This window comes from Cupriavidus sp. GW822-FHT03E04, assembly GCF_058801495.1.
Window position 1 is genome coordinate 237,798 of sequence record NZ_JBXANI010000012.1, and the last position, 20,802, is coordinate 258,599.

Genomic DNA, 20,802 nt, shown 5'->3' on the forward strand with positions numbered 1-20,802 from the left:
GCGCGCGCTGCATTTTTCGCCTAGAGTTTGAAGGCGTGCCAAGTGCACCGCACCCGCTTGCTGTGTTGCAGCACCACGATGTTTGATGGTCATCGGATCGAGGAGTCCGCCATGCCGTTTCCAGAGCGCATCGAAACCATCAGCCGGCAGCGCCGCCTGCTCACCGGCAGCGTGAGCCTGGCGTTGCTGGCGATGTGGCTGGGGATCTCGCCCTCGCGCTTGCGCGCGCAGGCTAGCCGGGACAGCGCCCTCGTGCCCATCGGCGTGATTGGCTCGGGCCGCATCGGCAGCACGGTAGGCGGCCTGTGGGTGAAGGCAGGCCATCCCGTCCTGTTCTCCTCGCGCCACCCGGATGAACTCAAGCCGCTGGTCGAAAAACTTGGCCCGCTTGCCCGCGCGGGCACGGTGGCCGAGGCGCTGGCGTTTTCCAATGTGATTTTTCTCGCCGTCCCTTACAAGGCGTTGCCTGAGATATCGGCGGAGTATGGCAAGGCCTTTGCCGGCAAAGTGGTGGTGGATGCGACCAACGCCGTGCGTGCGCGCGATGGTGCCATCGCCGAAGAGGCGATGCGCAAGGGCATCGGCATCACCACCGCAAAGTACCTGCACGGCGCGCGTATCGTGCGCGCCTTCAATTTCATGGGCGCCACCAACTTCGCCAATCAGAACCACCGGGCTGAGGGCCTGATCGCGGTGCCGATCGCCGCCGACGATCCCAAGGCCCTGCGCATCGGGGAGCAACTGGTGCGCGATGCAGGCTTCGAGCCGGTGGTGGTCGGCCGGCTTGCCACGGCCGACAGCTTCGCCCCGGGCGGGCCGCTGTTCCATCAGATCGGCTCGGCCGACGCCATGCGCGCGCGCATGGCGGAGCAGGGCGGGAAGATGGTGGCGACGCCTAAGTAATCATGCCGGCGCCACCGGGCCTCAGGTCTGAGCCATGCCGCCATGGGCGGCGGGCCCGTGCGGGGCTTAGCCGTGCCAGGCGCCCTTCATCCAGACCCAGCCGCCGCCCTCGAAGCGCCAGACCCAATGCCCGGGCACCCAGTAGGCATGCTGCGCGGGCGGGGCAACCGTGATCTGTTCCACGATCACGGGCGGCATCACCGGCACCGCCTGCTGGACCCAGCGGCCGTGCACCCAGAACCAGTCGTTGCCTTCCCACTTCCAGTGGCCCGGCACCCAGTTCCAGCCGTAGGCAGGCGCGGGGCCGCGGTCTTCGTGCACCGGCGGCGGCATGTTGCGGACCATCTGGTGGGGTGGCGCAGGCGCCGGCTGGCGTACTACCACGCGCTCGGTCACGCAGCCGGCAAGGCTGCCGAGCACCGCCAGCGAGGCGAGCGCCGGCAGGGCGGCGCGGAGCAGGCGGCGGCGTGCCGGCGCATGGGGTTTGCTGATTGCCATTTGTCTCTGTCCTGTTTGTCCTGTCGGCGCTGATTTGCGCTCGGGCGTTGTCCAAGGGGCGGCCCAGGGTCGGGATGCGCAATGACCTTGGGACCGATACCTTGCTTAACGAGGCAAGCGCCGCTGTGCGGGACAAGCGCGCGGAAAGACTTTGTAATTGAGTATTACGCGTCCCAAAAGACAAACCGCAGCCAGGGCGGCTGCGGCAGGTGGTGGGGGTGGTGGTGGGTTATGCCGGCACTGGCGCGTTGGCGCTGGTCTGCCGGCCGCGGAAGTCCGTCCAGCAGAGTGCCTTGAAGTCGTACAGCTTGCAGCGGCGCGCGGTATGGAAATACCAGCGCCAGGTGAAGTTCTGGATGATGATGCGGCCCGGCAGCGCATGCTCCAGCAGCGCCTGGGCGCGCTTGAGGCGGTACAGCGGCACGCTCATGTCCACGTGGTGCGCGGTGTGCTCCATGATGTGGTGCAGCGCCGCGCCGATGCCATAGCGAAAGCGCAGGTGCACGGTGGTGGAGACGAAGGGCTGGGCACGCGCCCACATGGCCTTGGTGTCGTACCAGGCCACGCTGGTGTGGGTGTGGTGCACGTAGAGCACGAAGCCCACGGTGAAATTCCAGACCAGGAACGGCAGCCCGAAGCCCAGCCCGACCAGCAGCGCCACCGACTGCCCGGTGGCGATGGCCAGCCACGCCAGCGCACCGATCCAGGCCACGCCGAAGAGCGCCACCAGCGTGCAGTCCCACATGAAGACGGCGCGGCGCGTGGGCATCTGGCGGCGGCTGGGGAAGAACATCTTGAACCACCAGATCTCGACCAGGTAGTACAGGCCCGCGCCAAAGCCGGTGCGGTAGACCCGCTCCAGCGCACGGCGCCAGCGCGGCAGGGCCTGGAATTCCTCGAGCGAGTAAGGCTGCCAGACGAAGTCGAAGCCCTTGAGGTTGGAGTAACCGTGGTGAACCACGTTATGGCCCACTTCCCACAGGCTGTAAGGCGTGAGCGACGGCAGGAAGGTCAGCCGGCCCAGCCATTTGTTCAGGCCACGCCGGGGCGTCAGGCTCTGGTGGCAGGCATCGTGGCCGATGATGAACAGGCGGGCGATGATCAGCCCCGTTGCCACGCTGGCGGCCAGCTTGGCGAGCCAGTGGGAGAACAGCACCACCCCGGCCAGCGCGGCCAGGAACAGCGCGGTGTCCAGCGCGAACAGCGCCAGCGCGCGCGGCGTGCTGCGCGCGCCAAGCGGGATCAGCCAGCCGCGGATGATCTTGCGCGAGGGCAGGGGGACGTCAGGGGAAATCGGCTCCGGAAAGGAAGCTTGCTGCGTGGCAATCATGCAAAAACCTTCAGTTGTCGAACGCGGGGTCGGGCTGGGCCCGAGACTGGCGGTGCACGGCCACAGGGCGGCCGATGATGTGACAGCTTAGAAGTATTGCATGACAGGGGTGTTGATCCGGGTCAAGCCCGCGAGGCCGGACCCGGTGCCACCTTGTTAAAAGTGATGATTAGTGCGCGGCGGAGGCCGGCGCGCTCGCCGGCTCGCCCATCACATACACCTCGCCGATGACGCGGTCGTCACCCAGCATGGCGAAGGCGAACAACTGCTCTTCCAGCGTTTCCGAGCGCTCGCTGCGGCGCGCGATCAGCGGCGTGGCCTGCGGATCGAGCACGATGAAGTCGGCCTCGCAGCCCGGGGTGAAGCTGCCCACGCGCTCGCCCCAGCCCAGCGCATCGGCGGCGGCGCGGGTGGCCAGGTAGAACATGCGCAGCGCGCTCAGGTGGTAGCCGCCCATGCGCGCCACCTTGTGCGCGGCGTTCATGGTGCGCAGCATCGAAAACGAGGTGCCGCCGCCCACGTCGGTGGCGAGCGTCACATTGAGGCGGTGCGCATCCGACTGGTGGAAGTCATAGAAGCCGCTGCCCAGGAACAGGTTGGAGGTGGGGCAGTGCGCCACCGCCGCGCCGCTGTCGGCTAGCCGCTTGCGGTCGTCCTGGTCGAGGTAGATGGCGTGGCCGTACAGCGCGCCCGGGCGCAGCAGGCCGTAGTGATCGTAGATGTCCAGATAGCTGCGGGCTTGCGGGAACAGCTCGGCCACCCATTTCACTTCGTCGCGGTTTTCCGCCACGTGGGTCTGGATGAAGGCGTCCGGGTAGGCCTTGGCCAACTCGCCGCAGGCTTGCAGCTGCGCTTCGCTGGAGGTGGGCGCGAAGCGCGGCGTAATGGCGTACGACAGGCGGTTCTTGCCGTGCCAGCGCGAGATCAGGTCGGCCGAATCGCGCGCGCCGGACTCGGCGGTGTCGCGCAGGAATTCGGGGCAGTTGCGGTCCATCATCACCTTGCCGGTGACCAGGCGCAGGTTGCGGCGGTCGGCTTCGGCAAACAGCGCATCGGCCGAGGCCGTATGCACGGTGCTCCAGGCCACGGCGCTGGTGGTGCCATTGCGCAGCAACTCGTCGGCGAAGAAGCCGGCCACGGCCGCCGCATATTCCGGCTCGGCAAAGCGGCGCTCCTCGGGGAAGGTATAGGTCTCCAGCCAGTGCAGCAGGCCGGGCGAGGGCGAGGCGATGATGTCGGTCTGCGGGTAGTGCACGTGCGTGTCGATAAAGCCCGGCACGATCAGCTTGCCGCGGCGGTCGATCACTTCGGCGCCAGCCGGGATCTGGTCGGCCAGGTCGGCATGGTTGCCAACCGCGGCGACATGCCCGGCGGTGACGATCAGCACCCCGTCTTCCCAATACTGATACGCGTCGTCATGAAACTGGGGGTCGCGCAGGAAGTGCAGCACGCGGCCACGGATGGCGCGGGTGATGGACTGGGTGGGGGGCGTGGTCGTCATATCGATGTCTCGTCATGCGCCGGCGCGCGCATGGCGCGCCGGCATCTTGGTGTGAGCCGCGCTTCAGGCCGTGGAGGCCGCGGCGGGCAAGGGGGATTGCCAGAAGTGGTCGACTTCGGCGAGGAAGGCAGTCTTTTGCGAGGCGGGCAGGAACGACGCCTCGAAACTGTTGCGCGCCAGCTTGTGGCCATCGGCCGCGGTCAGCGGCAAGGCTTCGAAAGTGGCTTCCCAGTTCGCGTTCATATAGCCGCCGAAATAGGCGGGGTCGTCCGAGTGCAGCGTGACCAGCACGCCGGCTTCCAGCAGGCGGTGCAGGGAGTGGTCGCGCAGGTCGGGGTAGACCTTGAGCTTCTGGTTGGACAGCGGGCATACCGTGAGCGCCACGCGCTCGCGGGCCAGCCGCTCGACCAGTGCCGGGTCGTCGATGGCGCGCACGCCGTGATCGATGCGCTCCACCTTGAGGATGTCGAGCGCGTCGGTCACGTATTGCGCCGGGCCTTCCTCGCCGGCATGCGCCACCAGGTGCAGGCCGAGCTCGCGGGCGCGGGCAAACACGCGGGCGAACTTCTCCGGCGGGTTGCCCTGCTCGGAGGAATCCAGCCCGATGCCGACGAAGCGGTCGCGGTAAGGCAGCGCGGCTTCCAGCGTGGCGAAAGCGTCTTCCTCGGAGAGGTGGCGCAGGAAGCAAAGGATCAGGCTGCTGGAGAAGTCGTACTGCGTGCGGGCCTGGGCGAGCGCGTCGGAAATGCCGTCGATCACCACATGGATCGGCACGCCGCGCTCGGTATGGGTCTGCGGGTCGAAGAAGATCTCGGCGTGGCGCACGTTGTCGGCGACGGCACGCTGCACGTAGGCCATCGTCATGTCGAAGAAATCGTCCTCGGTCAGCAGCACGCTGGCGCCGGCGTAATAGATGTCGAGGAAGGATTGCAGGTCGGTGAAGGCGTAGGCCTCGCGCAGGGCTTCCACGCTGGCGTACGGCAACTTGACCTTGTTGTGCTGGGCCAGCCGGAAGATCAGCTCAGGCTCGAGCGTGCCTTCAATGTGGACGTGCAGTTCCGCCTTGGGCGTCTGGCGGATACGGTCTGCGAGCGCGGCATCGAGCGTCATGGGGTTCCTTTTGCGGTCTTGGTTTGCGTCGAGCTCGTCGCTTTGCCGCCGCGGCTGGCGACGAGCGCGCCCAGATGGGCGAGGCGCTGGTCGCGAACCTGCAGCAACTGGGCGACGATGGCAACCGCAATCATAGCCGGAGCCTTGTCCGTGATGCCGCAGACGCCCATCGGGCACGTCATTTCCGCAAAGCGGGAAGGGTCAATCCCGTGCTCCGCCATGCGGTGCTCGAAGCGCGCGCGCTTGGTCTTGGAACCGATCAGGCCGAAGTAGGCGAAGTCGTCGCGCCGCAGGATGCGCTCGCACAGCGTCTGGTCCAGCGCGTGGCTGTGCGTCATCACCAGGAAGTAGCTGCCGGCCGGCGCATGGTCGACCACGGCTTCGGGGATGTCGCTGGCTTCCGGGGTGACGTTGTCGGGCAGGTCGGCGGGGAACAAGGTGTCGCGCTCATCCACCCAGTGCACCTGGCACGGCAGGTTGGCCAGCACCTTGACCAGCGCATGGCCCACGTGGCCGGCGCCGAACAGCACCACGTGCAGCGCGTCCGGCACCAGGGTGTCGGTCCAGCCGCCGTCCGCCTGCAAGGCCACCGAGGGCAGCAGCGCCGGCGCTGCGGCGTGTTGCACCGCGCCGGTGCGCGGCACCGTGCGCATCAGCGCGCGTCCGGTGCCGAACGCGGCCTGCACCGCGTCCAGCCACGGCAGGTCGGCTTCGCCCAACACCTCGAAGGCGAGCAGCACCACGCCGCCGCAGCATTGTCCCAGCGCCGGGCCCAGCGGGATGCGCACGATCTGCCGCATCGCGTCGCGCTCGGCCAGCATGGTGCGGGCGATCTCCATGCCGCGCCACTCGAGATGGCCGCCGCCGATGGTGCCGACCAGTTCGTTGGCGGTCACCAGCATGCGCACGCCCGCCTCGCGCGGGGCGGAGCCTTTCACCTCGGCGATGGTGACCATCGCCACCGGCACGCCCGCGCGCACCCAGCGGGTGGCGTCGGCGAAGCGGAAGGGTTTGAGGGGCGCGTCCTGCATGGTGATGCCTTTTTAGGTTGATGCTCTGGGTGAAGCTTGTTACTTCAGCTTGTTACTTCGTTACTTCATTTCGGTCTTCAGCGAAGATGGCCTGTGGGAGCCGGCTGGCGCATCCGCAAGCCGCTGTCTCCTACTGCACCACCCGCACCGCCCACACCGCGTCCACCGCATCCAGGATTGCCTCGCTGGTCGCGGGCGCCACCAGCGGCGGGTTCACCTTGTAGTCCGCGACGCTGGCCACCGCGTCGCGGATCGCGAAGAACACCGAGAACGGCAGCAGCAGCGGCGGCTCGCCCACGGCCTTGGAACGATGGATGCTGTCTTCCGCATTGTCGTTCTCGAACAGCCGCACGTAGAAGTCTTCCGGGCAGTCGTTGACGGTCGGGATCTTGTAGGTGGAGGGCGCATGCGTCATCAGCTTGCCGTCCTTGTTCCACCACAGTTCCTCGGTGGTCAGCCAGCCCATGCCCTGGATAAACCCACCCTCTACCTGGCCGATGTCGATGGCCGGGTTGAGCGAGCGGCCGGCGTCGTGCAGCACGTCGGCGCGCAGCAGGCGCCATTCGCCGGTGAGCGTGTCCACCAGCACTTCCGAGCACGCCGCGCCATAGGCGAAGTAATAGAACGGCCGCCCTTGCAGCTTGGACTGGTCCCAGTACAGCTTGGGCGTGGTGTAGAAGCCATCGGACCACAGCTGCACGCGTGCCACGTAGGCTTGCCGTGCCAGGTCGCTGAAGTCCAGGCGGAGTTCGCCCGCGACCACCAGGTCGTCGCCGAACTGCACGCTGTTGGCGTCCACGCCAGCCTGGCGCGCGGCAAACGCCGCCAGCCGCTCGCGGATCTGCCGCGCGGCGTCCTGCGCGGCCTTGCCGTTCAGGTCGGTGCCGGTGGAGGCGGCGGTGGCCGAGGTGTTGGCCACCTTGCTGGTATCGGTCGCGGTCACGCGCACGCGTTCGAGCCGGATACCAAGCTCATGCGCCACCACCATCGCCACCTTGGTGTTCAGGCCCTGGCCCATCTCGGTGCCGCCGTGGTTCACCAGCACCGAGCCGTCGTTGTACACGTGCACCAGCGCGCCGGCCTGGTTGAAGTGGGCCACGTTGAAGGAAATGCCGAACTTCACCGGGGTGATGGCGATGCCCTTCTTGAGCACCGGGCTGGCGGCGTTGAACGCGCGCGTGGCCTCGCGGCGCGCGCGGTAGGCGCTGGTCGCTTCAAGTTCGTCGAGCAGTTCGTGGATGACGTTGTCTTCCACGGTCTGGCCGTAAGGCGTGACGTTGCGCTCGGTCTTGCCGTACAGGTTGGCGCGGCGCACGTCGAGCGCATCGCGGCCCACGGTGCGTGCCACGTTGTCGAGGATGTACTCCATGGCAAAGGCACCCTGCGGGCCGCCGAAGCCACGAAAGGCAGTGTTGCTCTGCGTGTTGGTCTTGCCGCAGTAACCGTCGATCTGCACGTTCGGCAGCCAGTAGGCGTTGTCGAAATGGCAGATGGCGCGGGTCATCACCGGGCCGGACAGGTCGGCCGAGAAGCCGGCGCGCGAAACCATCTCCACCGACACGCCGTCGAGGCGGCCGTCGGCATCGTGGCCGACTTCGTAGTCGAAGACGAAGTCGTGGCGCTTGCCGGTGATCATCATGTCGTCGTCGCGGTCCGGACGCAGCTTGACCGGGCACAGCAGCTTCCAGGCGGCCAGCGCGGCGCAGCAGGCGAACATGGCCGATTGCGATTCCTTGCCGCCGAAGCCGCCGCCCATGCGGCGGCACTCCACCAGCACCTGGTGCGCGTGCCAGCCCAGCATATGCGCCACCGCATGCTGCATTTCGGTGGGATGCTGGGTCGAGCACCACACATGCATACCGTCGTTTTCCTTGGGCGCGGCGTAAGCGATCTGGCCTTCCAGGTAGAACTGCTCCTGGCCGCCCAGGCGGATATTGCCCTTGTCCCGATGCACGGCGGCGGCGATATGGCTGGCCGGCTCGCCGCGCGTGAGGTGCATCGGCGGCAGCACATAGCTGCCGGCCTGGTGCGCGGCCTCGGGCGACAGCACCGGCGCCAGGTCTTCATACTCAATCGCACCCAGGCGGGCGGCACGGCGCGCGGCATCGTGCGAGGTGGCCACCACCACGAAGATCGGCTGGCCGATGAACTGCACAAGGCCGTTGGCCAGGATCGGGTCGTCGTGGATGATCGGGCCGCATTCGTTGGCGGCGGGAATGTCCTCGGCGGTCAGCACCGCCACCACGCCCGGCGCGGCGCGCACCTTGTCGAGCGAGATCGACTTGACGCGAGCATGGGCGCGTGTGCTCATGCCGAGCGCGGCATGCAGCGTGCCTGCCAGCTCGGGGATGTCGTCGGTGTAGGTTGCCGTGCCGGCCACGTGCAGGTGGGCTGATTCGTGCGGGCGCGAGACGCCCACTTGCTGCGTCGAAATGGCGGTCCTGGCTTCGCTCGCGGCGTCGAGCAGGAAGGGTTCGGTTTGCTTGTTCATGCCGATCTCTCCTTACGCGGTAGCGGTGGCGGTGGCCGCGCCCGCGCCGATGGCGCGGACATTGACGGCGGCGGCGGGCAGCGCGTCGGCGCGCGTTTCCAGCCAGAAGCGGTACAGCAGGTTGGCGGCGCCGCGGCTGCGGTACGCGGCGGTGGCGCGCATATCGGACAACGGCGTGAAGTCCCGCGCCAGCGCGCTCATGGCTGCGCGGGCGCTGGCTTCGGTCCAGGGCTGGCCGATCAGCGCGGCTTCCGTCAGTGCCCCGCGCTTGGGCGTGGCAGCCATGCCGCCGAAGGCCACGCGCGCATGGCGGATCACGCCGTTTTCCAGCGTCAGCGCAAAGGCCGCGCAGACAGCGGAAATGTCTTCGTCAAAGCGTTTTGACAGCTTGTAGGTACGGAAGTGCTCCGGCCCGGCCAGCGGCACGCGCAGCGCCGCGACGAACTCGCCTTCGGCCATGGCGGTCTTCTGGTAGGCCAGGTAGAGGTCTTCCAGCGCAAGGGTGCGGCGCACGTCGCCGCGCTGCAGCACCACTTCGGTGCCAAGCGCGATCAGCGCGGGCATGGAGTCGCCGATCGGCGAGCCGTTGGCGATATTGCCGCCCAGCGTGCCGGCATTGCGGATCGGCAGGGAAGCGAAACGCTTCCACAATTCCTCCAGCTCGGGATGGACGTCGTTCAGCGCGGCGTAGGCGCGCTCCAGCGAGACCGCCGCGCCGATTTCCAGGGCGCCATCGATTTCGCGGATGCCGTTCAGGTCAGCCACCTGGCCCACGTATAGCAGGTTGCCCAGTTCGCGGAACTGCTTGGTCACCCACAGCCCCACGTCGGTGCTGCCGGCCAGGATGCGCACGCCGGGCTCGGCGGCCTTGATGGCGGCAAAAGCCGAGGCGGTGCGGGGCGCGTAGAAGTGCTGGCCTTCGGCGCTGTAGTGGAAGGTGTCGTCGCGCTGCAGCGCGCGCAGCGTGTCGGCGATCTGGCGCGGGTCCAGCTTGCTGGCCTGCGGCGCAGGCAGCGCCATCATGCGCTGGCCAGCTTCGATGATGGGGCGGTAGCCGGTGCAGCGGCACAGGTTGCCGGTCAGGGCGTCGCAGATGGCCTCGCGCGCCGGGGCGCGGCCGGTGCCGGCGTCCTCGGATTTTTGCTGGTACAGCGCCCACAGCGACATCACAAAGCCGGGGGTGCAGAAACCGCACTGGGAGCCATGGCACTCCACCATCGCCTGCTGCACCGGGTGCAGCGCGCCGTCGGCCTGGCGCAAGTCTTCCACGGTGATCAGCGCGCGGCCGTCCAGCGTGGGTAGGAACTGGATGCAGGCATTGACCGCCTTGAACTCGACCTGGCCGTTTTCGCCCAGCTCGCCCAGTACCACGGTGCATGCCCCGCAATCGCCTTCGGCGCAGCCCTCCTTGGTGCCCGTGCAGCGCGCGTCCTCGCGCAGGTACTGCAGCACGGTGCGGGTAACGGGGGCGTCTGCGACCTCCGTGACCTTGCCCCGGTGGTAAAAGCGGATGGTTTGCGTCTCCATGGTGTCTTCTCTCTTTGTGGATGGGGCCAAACATAGCACTGACGCCGATGATGCAATATTCGGCCCAGGTGATATGCCCCATCAAGCGGGGAGAGCGTTCTGGCGGCCGGCGAGGGCGGCGGCCACCGGATTTGACCAATGACGGGGTGCGTGACATACACTATGCGCCGTTCCCATTCCCCACGCCACCGGCCGCAAAGCGCGCCAGGCGCCCCCTCGCCATGCACGGACGCGACCATCTCGACACCTATTTGCTGCGGGTGCTGCACACTCTGCTCACCGAGCAGAGCGTGACCCGCACCGCGGTCCGCCTCGGCCAGTCGCAGCCCGCCATCAGCAATACGCTCAAGCGGCTAAGGGAAATCACGGGGGATGCCATCCTGGTGCGCGGCAAGAGCGGCATGGTGCCGACCGAGCGCGGCCGCGAGCTGCTGCAGCTGGCCGAACAGAGCCTGGCGGCCATGGACCGCATCGCCCGGCCGCCCCAGCATTTCGACCCGGCCACCACGACCCGTACCTTTCACCTGGGCGCGCCGGACTACCTGGACGCCTTCTTCCTGCCCAACATCGTCGAGCGCGTGCGCCGGCTGGCGCCCGGCGCCAAGCTGTTCGTGCACCCGATGACGTCATCGAGCGACTTCCTCGACAGCCTGGAGCAAGGGCAACTCGACATCGTGGTCGGCAACTGGCTGTCGCCACCGGAGCATCTGCATATTTCGCCGCTGTTCGACGACGAGGTGGTGTGCATGCTGGGGGCGCACCATCCGCTGGCGCGCAAGGGGCTGACCCTCAAGCACTACCTGGAGATGCCGCACCTGGCGCCGGCGCCTTATGCCTCGATGCAGCGCAGCATGATCGACCAGGCGCTGGCCGAGCAGGGGTACAAGCGCAATATCCAGGTCACGTTGCCGTATTTCGGGCTGGTGCCGTATGTGTTGATGAAGACCGATATGGTGTTCACCACGGGGCGGCAGTTTGCCGCGCATTATGCGCAGTACCTGCCGCTGAAGATGGTGCCTTCGCCGGTGGCGTTTCCGCGGATGCGGTTTTATCAGCTGTGGCATGAGCGGTGTCATGCTGCGCCGGATGTGATGTGGATGCGCAGGATGATTGCGGAGGTGGCGGGGGAGTTGCCGGTGTTGCCGCAGTTGGTGAGGGAGGGGTAAGGGGGTGTTTGTGCGCAAGGGCAGAACCGTTGGCTCTTGCTCTTTTAGTTGGTGATTTTTGTTGCGGCGTTGGTTTTTGGACCCAAGGGCCATACGACATCCCCCTGCGGGGGCTGCCGGTCACTTTTCTTTGACCGGCAAAGAAAACTAACGAAAAGAAAGCCGCCCTGCCGGGAGCAGAGCAATAAGGCTTATGTGGGGCAGTGGTTGCGTCGTACGGTCCGGAGTGTTGGCTGGCGGATCCTACCGGCCTGAAGGACATCGCTACTGCATGACCCAATGGTCACGTGGTGGTGCCCCTGATCGCTTTGCGCGGTGCGCGTTCTGGCATCTGCCGTTCGCGGTGCGCAGCACCACGATCCTGCCTGCCTGGGTGGTTTCGTGGTTTTGTCTCTGGCGGCGGGCGCCCGGGTATTTGATGCCCTGCCGTACCGGCGCGAGCGGCACCTTGCTATGAACTTCTCTGGTTTCGTGGTGGGCACCGTGGCCCGTCCGCGAGGGCGCTCACACCCACGGCGCTCGTCCTCCGAGACAAAACCACGAAACCAGCCACACCCGAAACGGCGCAGCACTTCGCCCCGCGAACGGCAGATGTGGGTACGGGCACCGCAAGCGAGGTCAGGGGCCGCACCACGTAACCATTGGGTCATGCAGAAACGATGCCCTTTTGGCCGGTAGGATCGGCTAGCCAACACTCCGGGCCGTACGACGCAACCACTGCCCCACATAAGCCTTATTGCTCTGCTCCCGGCAGGGCGGCTTTCTTTTCGTTAGTTTTCTTTGCCGGTCAAAGAAAAGTGACCGGCAGCCCCCGCAGGGGGATGTCGTATGGCCCTTGCGTCCAAAAACCAACGCCGCACAAAGAAAACCCAACCAAGGCAACAAGCGCCAACGGTTCTGCCCTTGCGCACAAACACCCCCTTCACTTCCCCCTATAACTAGGAAAAAACAACTGCTCGCCTTCCACCCGATAAGCCGCAATCGTATCCTGCCCATCCTTAGAAGTAATCCACTCCACCAACTTCATCGCATCCACGTAATTGGTACCAGGATGCTTGGCCGGATTCACCGCCATCACGCCATACGGATTGAACATCCTGGGATCGCCCTCCAGCAGGATCGCCAATCCGGTCTTGGCGCGATACGCGCCATAAGTGGCCCGATCAGACAACGTATAGCCCGGCATCTGCGCTGCCATGGTCAGCACCTCGCCCATCCCTAGCCCGGCATTCACGTACCACGGCTGCCCCTTGGGCTCGATCCCCGCCTGCTTCCAGTAGTCCTTCTCCATCACGTCGGTCCCGGAGTTGTCCCCGCGCGAGATGAACTTGGTGCCGCCGGCGGCGATTTTCCTGAAGCCGGCCAGCACGTCCTTGCCACCTTTCAGCCTGGCCGGGTCGCTGACCGGGCCAACCACGATGAAATCGTTGTACATGACGTCCCGGCGGTTGACGCCGTAGCCCGCCGCCATGAATTCGTCTTCCATCTTGCGGGCGTGCACCAGCAGCACATCGACGTCGCCCATCTCGCCCATCTTCATCGCCTTGCCCGAGCCTACGGCGATCACTTTGACGGTGACGCCGCTTTTTTGCTCGAACCTGGGCAGCAGGAATTTCAGCAGGCCGGAGTTCTCCGTGCTGGTGGTCGTGGCCAGCTTGAGTTCGCCGGCGATGGCGCTGGTGGCGGTGGTGGCGCCGGCCACGCCAACCAGGCAAACCAGTCCGATAGCGCACGCGGCGCGGTTCGAAATATGGCGTAAAAGGCCTTGCTTGCTGACCGCTCGCATGGATTCTCCTTGTTTTATGTTTTCAGAAACACAATTGCCACAAACTCATGAGATCGGTGAGAATGCAGAAAAATACGTGGAAATTAGCGTCTTGCATTCTCGGTGAACCACATCTCTAAAGTAAATATGAAAAGCGTTTCATATGACATTTCGCTTTGACCTGTTCCCGGTCGTCGCCGCGGACGACAATCCTCGCTCCAACGGCAAGGTGTTCCAGCTGCTCAAGGCCGTGCGCGAGACGGGCTCCCTGCATCGCGCGGCGCGCGAGATCGGGTTGTCGTACCGGCACGCCTGGGGCGTGATGCGGTCTTGGGAGGAGATGCTTGGGCGCAGCATGCTCGACATGGAGCGCGGCCGGGGGGCGTCACTGACTCTGTTCGGTGAGCGCTTGCTGCGTGCGGAGGGGCGCTTGCGCGATTCGATCGACCCGGTCGTGCAGAAGGCCATGGTCGATTTCCTGGCGGACCTGGACGACGCGGCGCAGCCGCAGACCCGCATCCGCTTCTCCGGCAGCCATGATCCGGCCATGGAGGTCCTGGCGGGGGCGTTGCACGACGCGCCGGGCGGCCTGCAGCTCGACACTGTGTTCTGCGGCAGCGTGGAGGGCCTGATCTGCCTGCAGGAGCGGCAGTCCGAGCTGGCTGGCTTCTACGTCTCGCCGATCCAGAAGGCTGGCTCCGTGGCCCACGTGACGCTGCGCAAATGGCTGCGTCCGGCCTCCGTGCGCTTGATCCGGCTGGCCTGGCGCGAGCAGGGCCTGATCGTCGCGCGCGAGCTCGCGGGCGAGATCCACGACCTGCGCGACCTGGCCCGTACCCGCGCCCGCTTCGTCAACCGCCAGCGCAGTTCTGGCACGCGCATGCTGTTCGACCAGTTGCTGGCCACCGAGGGACTCTTCCCGGACCAGATCGTTGGCTACGAAACCCCCGAGTTCAGCAACGAGAAGGTGGCGCAAGCGGTGCATGACGGCCATGCCGAGGTGGGCTTCGGCCTGCGCATGAATGCTGAGGCCCATGGGCTGGCCTTTGTGCCGCTGACCCGCGAGGCCTACTACCTGGCGCTGCGCAAGAACGACCAGATCACGCCCTGGGCGCATGGCTTGCTTTCGCATTTGGCCGACCCGGCCTTCCGGCACCGCATCGAGGCGCTTCCCGGCTACGCCATGGCCGAGCCTGATGGCATCCTGACGCCGCAGGAGGCACTCCCATGGTATGGCCCCGACGGCAAGGAAGGCGGCTGACGCCGTCCACCGGGGAGGGGGGAACCCGGCTGTTTGAGCGCGCGCGTATTACACTGGTTGCATAGGCGGGGCTGCATGCCCGCCAGACAGACCCAGCAAGGAGCGCCATGCTAGAAACGGCCGCGTTGGCCGCGGGCTTGTCCTGGACCAGCGGATTCCGCCTTTACCTCGCCGTGTTCACGGCTGGCGCACTGGGCCGCCTGGGCTGGCTGCACCTGCCGCCCGGCCTGCAGGCGCTGGAATCGTGGTGGGTGATCGCGCTGGCCGCGGTGCTGGCCCTGGCCGAGTTCGTGGCCGACAAGGTGCCGGGCTTCGATTCCTTCTGGGACAGCATCCAGACCTTTATCCGCATTCCCGCCGGGGCGATCCTGGCCGCCGCCGCCTTCGGGCAGCTCGATCCGCAATGGATGGTCGCCGCCGGGCTGGTCGGGGGCACGCTGGCTGGCACCGCCCATGCCGCCAAGGCCGGCACCCGCGCCCTGATCAACGTCTCGCCGGAACCGTTTTCGAATTGGGCTGCCTCACTGAGCGAGGACGTTGCCGCCAGCAGCGGGCTGCTGCTGGCTTTTTTCCTGCCCGTGGTGTTCCTGGTGGTGCTGGCCGTGCTGCTGCTGGTGGCGGCGTGGCTGCTGCCCAAGCTGTGGCGCGGCTTGCGCCATTTGCGCGACGCGTTGGCCAAGCGTGCTCCGGCGGCCTCGCCGGCGGGGCGTCAGCCCCGGCGCTGAGTGGCGGGTTCGACCCTCGCTTTGCCCAATCCGGCCATAATCTGGCCCTGATCCGGCGGATGCGCGCCGGGATCCTCCCGCTGGTGTCCTGCCGTCGCGCCAATCCTGGCCTGCGGCTGGTCCGGCTGGCAGCCACCATGCATGTGCACGGACAAGAGATTAGAGATAAGAGATCAATGTCTTCAGAACCCGCCTCCCAGCATGTTCCCACCGCAGCCGCAGCCACCGCAGCCGCAGCCACCACCACCGCCGCCGCCGCGGCATCGTCCGGCGCCCGCCCGACGCGCTTCTCGCCCTGGCGCCAGGCTTTGCGCATGGCGCGGCGCGATTGGCGCGCCGGCGAGCTGAGCCTGTTGCTGTTCGCGCTGGTGCTGGCCGTGGCGGCGCTCAGCAGCGTGGGCTTTCTGGCCGACCGCATGCGCCTGGGGCTGGAGCGCGACGCGCGCCAGATGATCGCCTCCGATGTGCTGATCGTGTCCGACCAGCCGTTCGATGCCGTCTTCGCCAGCCATGCCGCGCAAGCGGGCCTGGCCACCACGCAGACCGTCACCTTCCCGAGCATGGCGAGCGCGCGCGTGCCTGGCAAGGCCGCCACGACGCAAGGGCAAGGGGCGGCTAGCGGGGCTCAGGCCGATGCCCCTTCGCAACTGGCTGCGCTCAAGGCGGTCGCGCCCGGCTATCCGCTGCGCGGGCAGCTCAAGGTGGCGGCCGGGCCCGGGGCGCCGGAAGCCGCCGCCACCGGCATTCCCGCCGAGGGCACCGTCTGGGTGGACGAGGCCTTGCTGGACTCGCTCGGCGTTGCCATGGGCGACACCATCCAGCTGGGCAGCCGCGGCTTTCGCATCGACCGCATCCTCACGCAGGAACTGGATCGCGGCGCTGGTTTCATGAATTTCGCGCCGCGCGTGATGTTGCCGCTGTCTGACCTGGCCGCCACGGGGCTGGTGGGCTGGGGCAGCCGGGTCTCCTACCGCCTGCTGGTGGCCGGCCCCGATGCCGCCGCGCAGGCCTACCAGAAGTGGGCTGAGGCCGAGATCGGCAAGCGCGCGCTGCGCAACACCCGGGTCGAGTCGCTGGAATCCGGCCAGCCGCAGATGCGCGCCACGCTGGACCGCGCCGAGCGTTTCCTGTCGCTGGTGGCGGTGCTGTCGTCGATGATTGCCGCGGTGGCCATCGCCATGTCGGCGCGCCGCTATATGCAGCGCCACACCGATGCCTGCGCGGTCTACAAATGCATGGGCCTGTCGCGCCGCGAGATCCTGCTGGCTTTCGGGCTGGAGTTCCTGCTGCTGGGCGTGGGCGGCGCGGTGGCCGGCGTGGCGCTCGGCTACCTGGCGCACTACGGCCTGCTGCTCTCGCTGGGTAACCTGCTGACTGTGACGCTGCCGCAGCCTTCCGTCCTGCCGGCCGTGGTTGGTGTGCTGGCGGGTGTCGTCCTGCTGGCGGGCTTTGCCTTGCCGCCGCTGCTGGCGCTGACCCAGGTGCCGCCGCTGCGCGTGCTGCGGCGTGACGTCGGCGCGCCGCCGGTCTCGACCTGGATCGCCTACGGGCTCGGCCTGGGCGCCTTCGTGGCGCTGCTGCTGGTGGCCGCGCGTGATCTCAAGCTGGGGCTGACCACCGCGGGCGGCTTTGTCGCCGCCGGCGTCGTGTTCGCGCTGCTGGCCCTGGGCCTGCTGAGCCTGCTGTCGCGGCTGATGCGCGGCCGGCGCCTGGCGCGCGGCAGCGTGGGCTGGCGCTTTGCGCTGGCGGTGCTGGAGCGCCGCCGCGGCGTGACGGTGCTGCAGACGGTGGCGCTGGCGGTGGGCCTGATGGCGCTGCTGCTGCTCGGCATGACCCGCAACGACCTGATCGCCTCCTGGCGCAACGCCACGCCGGCGGACGCGCCCAACCGCTTCGTCATCAATATCCAGCCGGACCAGCGCGCGCCGCTGACCGGCATGCTGCAGCACGCCGGCATCGCCGACCTGCTGTACCCGATGGTGCGCGGCCGCCTGACGCATATCGCCGGCCAGCAGGTACGCGCCGAGCGCTTTGCCGATGGCCGCGCCCGCAACCTGGTCGAGCGCGAGTTCAACCTGTCCTATACCGACGCGCTGCCGGCCGGCAACCGCGTGGTGGCGGGCAACTGGTTGGGCGCCGGGAAGGGCGGGGCCGGGGCCTCGGTGGAGGAGGGCATCGCCAAGACGCTGGGGATCCGGCTCGGGGACACCTTGCGCTTCGATGTGGCGGGGCAGTCGGTGGAGGCGCCGGTCACCTCGCTGCGCAAGCTGGACTGGGGCTCGATGCGGGTCAATTTCTTCGTCATCCTGCCGCCCTCTGCCATGCAAGGCTTGCCACAGACCTATATCACCGCCTTCCACCTGCCGCCCGCGCAAGCCGCGCTGGGCAACCGCATGGTGGCGGCCTTCCCGAACATCACGGTGGTCAACACCGACATGATCCTGCGCCAGATCCAGGACGTGCTCGACCAGGTCATAGCCGCCGTCGAGTTCCTGTTCGTGTTCACGCTCGCAGCCGGCGTCACCGTGCTCTATGCGGCGCTGTCCGGCGCGCGCGACGAGCGCAAGCGCGATGCCGGGCTGCTCAAGGCGCTGGGCGCATCCGCCGCGCTGGTGCGGCAGACCCAGTACGCGGAATTCCTGGTGGTGGGCGGGCTGGCGGGCCTGCTGGCCAGCCTGGGCGCGATCGCGGTGGGCTGGGGCTTGTCTCAGTTCGTGTTCGATTTCCCCTACCGCTTCAATGGCTGGATCGTGCCGGCCGGTGTGCTTTCTGGCATGCTGTGCGCTTTCGCGGGCGGCTGGCTGGGTTTGCGCGAGGTGCTGCGGCAGCCCGCGCTGGCTACGCTGCGTGATGCGTGATACCTGAAGCCTGAACCACTGAAGCCCGAACCATCCCTGAGTGTTTATGAGTACCGATTCCAAGCCTGAAAATGCGGCATCCACGGCATCCGATGCCGCCCCCGAAGTCACCGCCTATGAGCTGATCGGCGGCGAGGCGCGCGTGCGCGAACTGGTCGACCGTTTTTACGACCTGATGGATCTGGAGGACGAGTTCAAGGGGCTGCGCGCGCTGCATCCCGCCTCGCTCGACGGCTCGCGCGACAAGCTGTTCTGGTTCCTGTGCGGCTGGCTGGGCGGCCCCAACCACTTCATCGAGCGCTTTGGCCACCCGCGCCTGCGCGCGCGCCACATGCCGTTCGAGATCGGCACCAGCGAGCGCGACCAGTGGATGCGCTGCATGGCGCTGGCCATGCAGGACGTCGGCCTGCCCGAAGACCTGCAGCTGCGCCTGATGCAGGCCTTTTTCGGCACCGCCGACTGGATGCGCAATGTGCCGCGTTGATGGCCAAGGCCACCCGACCTGCCACGGATCCCGACACCATGGCTGACACGCATCCCAACCCCGCCACGGACCTGCCTGCCGACGCCCGGCGCGTGCTCGATTTCTGGTTCGGCGCGCCTGGCTCGCCGGCATGGAACACAACACGCTCGGTATGGTTCACCAAGTCCGCTGACTTCGACGCCACGGTCCATGCTGCCTTCCTGCCACTGTGGGAAGCCACGCACGCGGGCGCGAATGCGGGCTGGGCGCAAAGCCCCGAATCCGCTTGCGCACGCATCGTGCTGCTCGACCAGGTGCCGCGCAACGTCTTTCGCGACGACCCGCGCAGCTTCGCCTCCGATGCGCAGGCGCTGGCAACAGCCCGGCAGATGGTGGCGAGCGGCGCTGATCGTCTGCTGCCCACGGCATTCCACCGCATGTTCTGCTACATGCCGTTCGAGCATTCCGAAGCGCTTGCCGACCAGGACACGGCCGTGCAGTTGATGACGGCGCTGCGCGACCAAAGCCAGGGCAAGGTGGACGTGGTGGACTGGGCGCTCAAGCACCGCGCGGTGATCGAGCGTTTCGGGCGCTTCCCGCATCGCAACGCCATGCTGGGGCGCAGGGATACGGTGCAGGAGAGCGCCTTCCTGCGGGAACCCGGCTCGTCGTTCTGAGCGGGCCCCGCGTAGCGCAGCCGCTATCGCGGGGTGGTGGCGGTGTGGTGGCGGGGCTGGGGCGCAAGCCGATGTGGCTGGCCCTCGGCATCCGGGCCTCGGGCCTCGGGGCGCGTGGAGCACCATCAGGTCTGCTCGCGCTTCTCCTGCCACTTGTCCACCAGCAAGCGCGGCGCGTTGGCGAGCTTGTCGAGGATGCCTTCGGGCGTAGGCGCCACATGCAGCAGGTCGTTGTGGACCTGCTTCAGGAAGCCTTCGTCCACGGCGTGCTGCATGAAGCCCAGCATGCTGTCGTAGAAGCCTTCCACATTGAGCAGTCCCACCGGCTTGGCGTGATAGCCCAGCTGCAGCCAGGTGAAGGTCTCGAACAGTTCCTCGAAGGTGCCGACGCCGCCCGGCATGGCGATGAATGCATCGGCGCGATCGGCCATCATCTGCTTGCGCTCGTGCATGTTGCGCACCACGTGCAGCTCGGTCAGGCCGCGATGGCCGACTTCCTTTTGCATCAGCGCATCGGGAATGATGCCGATGGCGGTGCCGCCGTTGGCCAGCACGGCGTCGGCCACGGTGCCCATCAGCCCGACCTTGCCCCCGCCGTACACCAGCGCAAGGCCGCGCTCGGCCAGGGTCTTGCCCATGGCACGCGCCGCGGCGGCGTACTCGGGGCGATTGCCGGGGCTGGAGCCGCAATAGATGCAAACGGACTTCACTTTTTTTCCTTTTCTGTTTGCGCCGCCTTGGCGGCGGCGTATTCCTGGGCTTGCTTGTCGAACGCCTGGCGGGCCTTGCCGCGCAGGTAAGGGGCCAGGATCGAGAAGATATGGTAGCTGGCGCCGTGCAGGTAGCCGCGGATCAGCTCGGGGTCGTTGTACTGGCGCGGATGCTGCACGAACTGGAACGACAGCCAGTAGGTGGCGATCACCACGATATTGGTGCAGATGGCCTCGACCTGCTCGGGCGTGGCCTCCATCTCGCCGTCTTCCTGGAACTGCCGGCAGATCTCCATCGCAAAGCGCTTCTTCTGCTCGACGATGCGCTTGAAATTGGTCTCAAGCATGCGGTTGCGCGCCAGCAGGTCGTTGATGTCGCGGTACAGGAAGCGGTAGTTCCACAGGAACTCCGCCATGTACTGCAGGTAGCCCCAGCTTTCGTCCAGCGTGGCCTTGTGATCGTCGGGCAACTTCAAGCGGCGCTCCATCTCCTGCTCGAACAGCACGAAGATGGAGCTGATGATGTCGTCCTTGTTGCGGAAATGATAGTAGAGATTGCCGGGGCTGATCTCCATGGCTTCCGCAATGGTGGTGGTGGTGACGTTAGGCTCGCCCACCTCGTTGAACAGGCGGAGCGAGACGTCCAGGATGCGGTCCCGGGTGCGGCGGGGACCGGCTTGCTGTTTGGGTTCCATAGGCGACCGGGCGAGCGGCAATTCGGTAAGTTGAAGGCGATTATAAGCAATCGCCGTTTGCCGCAATGCCGCAAGCGCCTTTGGCCCCGTC

General features: G+C 67.0%; 17 protein-coding genes. 7 read left to right on the forward strand and 10 right to left on the reverse strand.

Annotation, left to right across the window (positions count from 1 at the left end):
- The first annotated feature begins 111 nt into the window (after window positions 1–111).
- Window positions 112–903 (forward strand): NADPH-dependent F420 reductase, encoded by a 792-nt coding sequence (locus AC1RQC_RS19380; protein WP_492833091.1) that lies wholly within the window; start codon window positions 112–114, stop codon window positions 901–903.
- A 66-nt stretch (window positions 904–969) separates the two neighbouring features.
- Here AC1RQC_RS19380 and AC1RQC_RS19385 read toward each other — a convergent pair whose 3' ends face one another.
- From AC1RQC_RS19385 to xdhA, 7 genes are all read right to left on the reverse strand, one after another.
- Complete coding sequence (locus AC1RQC_RS19385) at window positions 970–1,401, reverse strand: hypothetical protein (protein WP_492376844.1); 432 nt, start codon at window positions 1,399–1,401, stop codon at window positions 970–972.
- A gap of 229 nt (window positions 1,402–1,630) precedes the next feature.
- Complete coding sequence (locus AC1RQC_RS19390; protein WP_492376672.1) at window positions 1,631–2,731, reverse strand: fatty acid desaturase; 1,101 nt, start codon at window positions 2,729–2,731, stop codon at window positions 1,631–1,633.
- Between the two features lie 169 nt (window positions 2,732–2,900).
- Complete coding sequence (gene guaD / locus AC1RQC_RS19395) at window positions 2,901–4,232, reverse strand: guanine deaminase (RefSeq protein ID WP_492833087.1); 1,332 nt, start codon at window positions 4,230–4,232, stop codon at window positions 2,901–2,903.
- Window positions 4,233–4,295: 63 nt separating this feature from the next.
- Window positions 4,296–5,342, reverse strand: coding sequence for an adenosine deaminase (locus tag AC1RQC_RS19400; protein ID WP_416047989.1), 1,047 nt, complete (start codon window positions 5,340–5,342; stop codon window positions 4,296–4,298).
- Window positions 5,339–6,373 carry a xanthine dehydrogenase accessory protein XdhC gene (gene xdhC / locus AC1RQC_RS19405; RefSeq protein WP_492376674.1) on the reverse strand — a complete coding sequence of 345 codons (1,035 nt, stop codon included), beginning with the start codon at window positions 6,371–6,373 and terminating at the stop codon, window positions 5,339–5,341. The genes AC1RQC_RS19400 and xdhC overlap by 4 nt, the downstream gene beginning before the upstream one ends.
- Before the next feature lie 130 nt (window positions 6,374–6,503).
- The gene (xdhB, locus tag AC1RQC_RS19410) at window positions 6,504–8,864 is read right to left on the reverse strand and encodes a xanthine dehydrogenase molybdopterin binding subunit (protein ID WP_492884358.1); all 2,361 of its coding nucleotides are present in this window, start codon (window positions 8,862–8,864) and stop codon (window positions 6,504–6,506) included.
- A 12-nt stretch (window positions 8,865–8,876) separates the two neighbouring features.
- The gene (gene xdhA / locus AC1RQC_RS19415) at window positions 8,877–10,391 is read right to left on the reverse strand and encodes a xanthine dehydrogenase small subunit (RefSeq protein ID WP_492376676.1); all 1,515 of its coding nucleotides are present in this window, start codon (window positions 10,389–10,391) and stop codon (window positions 8,877–8,879) included.
- Between the two features lie 221 nt (window positions 10,392–10,612).
- Between xdhA and AC1RQC_RS19420 the strand changes: the two genes are divergently transcribed.
- Entirely contained in the window at window positions 10,613–11,557 is a 945-nt protein-coding gene (locus tag AC1RQC_RS19420; RefSeq protein WP_492884359.1) for a LysR substrate-binding domain-containing protein, read from the forward strand.
- A gap of 922 nt (window positions 11,558–12,479) precedes the next feature.
- Here AC1RQC_RS19420 and AC1RQC_RS19425 read toward each other — a convergent pair.
- Window positions 12,480–13,343, reverse strand: a complete 864-nt coding sequence (locus AC1RQC_RS19425) for an ABC transporter substrate-binding protein (RefSeq protein ID WP_492884361.1) — start codon at window positions 13,341–13,343, stop codon at window positions 12,480–12,482.
- A gap of 142 nt (window positions 13,344–13,485) precedes the next feature.
- Here AC1RQC_RS19425 and AC1RQC_RS19430 point away from each other — a divergent pair, with 142 nt between their 5' ends.
- The 5 genes from AC1RQC_RS19430 (at window position 13,486) to AC1RQC_RS19450 (ending at window position 19,306) form a co-directional block, all read left to right on the forward strand.
- A complete protein-coding gene (locus tag AC1RQC_RS19430; RefSeq protein ID WP_492884363.1) occupies window positions 13,486–14,583 on the forward strand; it encodes a substrate-binding domain-containing protein in 1,098 nt (365 codons plus the stop codon).
- A gap of 107 nt (window positions 14,584–14,690) precedes the next feature.
- Entirely contained in the window at window positions 14,691–15,308 is a 618-nt protein-coding gene (locus AC1RQC_RS19435; protein ID WP_174426515.1) for a DUF4126 domain-containing protein, read from the forward strand.
- Window positions 15,309–15,622: 314 nt separating this feature from the next.
- Window positions 15,623–18,166 carry an ABC transporter permease gene (locus AC1RQC_RS19440; protein ID WP_492884384.1) on the forward strand — a complete coding sequence of 848 codons (2,544 nt, stop codon included), beginning with the start codon at window positions 15,623–15,625 and terminating at the stop codon, window positions 18,164–18,166.
- Window positions 18,167–18,212: 46 nt separating this feature from the next.
- Window positions 18,213–18,650, forward strand: a complete 438-nt coding sequence (locus AC1RQC_RS19445; RefSeq protein ID WP_255503167.1) for a group II truncated hemoglobin — start codon at window positions 18,213–18,215, stop codon at window positions 18,648–18,650.
- A 38-nt stretch (window positions 18,651–18,688) separates the two neighbouring features.
- Window positions 18,689–19,306 carry a DUF924 family protein gene (locus AC1RQC_RS19450; RefSeq protein WP_492376646.1) on the forward strand — a complete coding sequence of 206 codons (618 nt, stop codon included), beginning with the start codon at window positions 18,689–18,691 and terminating at the stop codon, window positions 19,304–19,306.
- A gap of 125 nt (window positions 19,307–19,431) precedes the next feature.
- Here AC1RQC_RS19450 and AC1RQC_RS19455 read toward each other — a convergent pair whose 3' ends face one another.
- Together AC1RQC_RS19455 and AC1RQC_RS19460 are read right to left on the reverse strand one after the other, a co-directional pair.
- Window positions 19,432–20,016: an LOG family protein gene (locus tag AC1RQC_RS19455; protein WP_150983726.1), complete on the reverse strand. Its 585-nt coding sequence runs from the start codon at window positions 20,014–20,016 to the stop codon at window positions 19,432–19,434.
- Complete coding sequence (locus tag AC1RQC_RS19460) at window positions 20,013–20,711, reverse strand: TetR/AcrR family transcriptional regulator (protein ID WP_492376647.1); 699 nt, start codon at window positions 20,709–20,711, stop codon at window positions 20,013–20,015. Before AC1RQC_RS19460 ends, AC1RQC_RS19455 begins: the two co-directional genes overlap by 4 nt.
- Between the last annotated feature and the right edge of the window lie 91 nt (window positions 20,712–20,802).

Coding starts and splice junctions, on each gene's coding strand:
- AC1RQC_RS19430 (WP_492884363.1), top strand. CDS start 13,486: ATGACATTTCGCTTTGACCTGTTCCCGGTCGTCGCCGCGGACGACAAT.
- xdhC (WP_492376674.1), bottom strand. CDS start 6,373: ATGCAGGACGCGCCCCTCAAACCCTTCCGCTTCGCCGACGCCACCCGC.
- guaD (WP_492833087.1), bottom strand. CDS start 4,232: ATGACGACCACGCCCCCCACCCAGTCCATCACCCGCGCCATCCGTGGC.
- xdhA (WP_492376676.1), bottom strand. CDS start 10,391: ATGGAGACGCAAACCATCCGCTTTTACCACCGGGGCAAGGTCACGGAG.
- AC1RQC_RS19390 (WP_492376672.1), bottom strand. CDS start 2,731: ATGATTGCCACGCAGCAAGCTTCCTTTCCGGAGCCGATTTCCCCTGAC.
- xdhB (WP_492884358.1), bottom strand. CDS start 8,864: ATGAACAAGCAAACCGAACCCTTCCTGCTCGACGCCGCGAGCGAAGCC.
- AC1RQC_RS19440 (WP_492884384.1), top strand. CDS start 15,623: ATGGCGCGGCGCGATTGGCGCGCCGGCGAGCTGAGCCTGTTGCTGTTC.
- AC1RQC_RS19385 (WP_492376844.1), bottom strand. CDS start 1,401: ATGGCAATCAGCAAACCCCATGCGCCGGCACGCCGCCGCCTGCTCCGC.
- AC1RQC_RS19425 (WP_492884361.1), bottom strand. CDS start 13,343: ATGCGAGCGGTCAGCAAGCAAGGCCTTTTACGCCATATTTCGAACCGC.
- AC1RQC_RS19435 (WP_174426515.1), top strand. CDS start 14,691: ATGCTAGAAACGGCCGCGTTGGCCGCGGGCTTGTCCTGGACCAGCGGA.
- AC1RQC_RS19400 (WP_416047989.1), bottom strand. CDS start 5,342: ATGACGCTCGATGCCGCGCTCGCAGACCGTATCCGCCAGACGCCCAAG.
- AC1RQC_RS19450 (WP_492376646.1), top strand. CDS start 18,689: ATGGCTGACACGCATCCCAACCCCGCCACGGACCTGCCTGCCGACGCC.
- AC1RQC_RS19380 (WP_492833091.1), top strand. CDS start 112: ATGCCGTTTCCAGAGCGCATCGAAACCATCAGCCGGCAGCGCCGCCTG.
- AC1RQC_RS19460 (WP_492376647.1), bottom strand. CDS start 20,711: ATGGAACCCAAACAGCAAGCCGGTCCCCGCCGCACCCGGGACCGCATC.
- AC1RQC_RS19445 (WP_255503167.1), top strand. CDS start 18,213: ATGAGTACCGATTCCAAGCCTGAAAATGCGGCATCCACGGCATCCGAT.
- AC1RQC_RS19420 (WP_492884359.1), top strand. CDS start 10,613: ATGCACGGACGCGACCATCTCGACACCTATTTGCTGCGGGTGCTGCAC.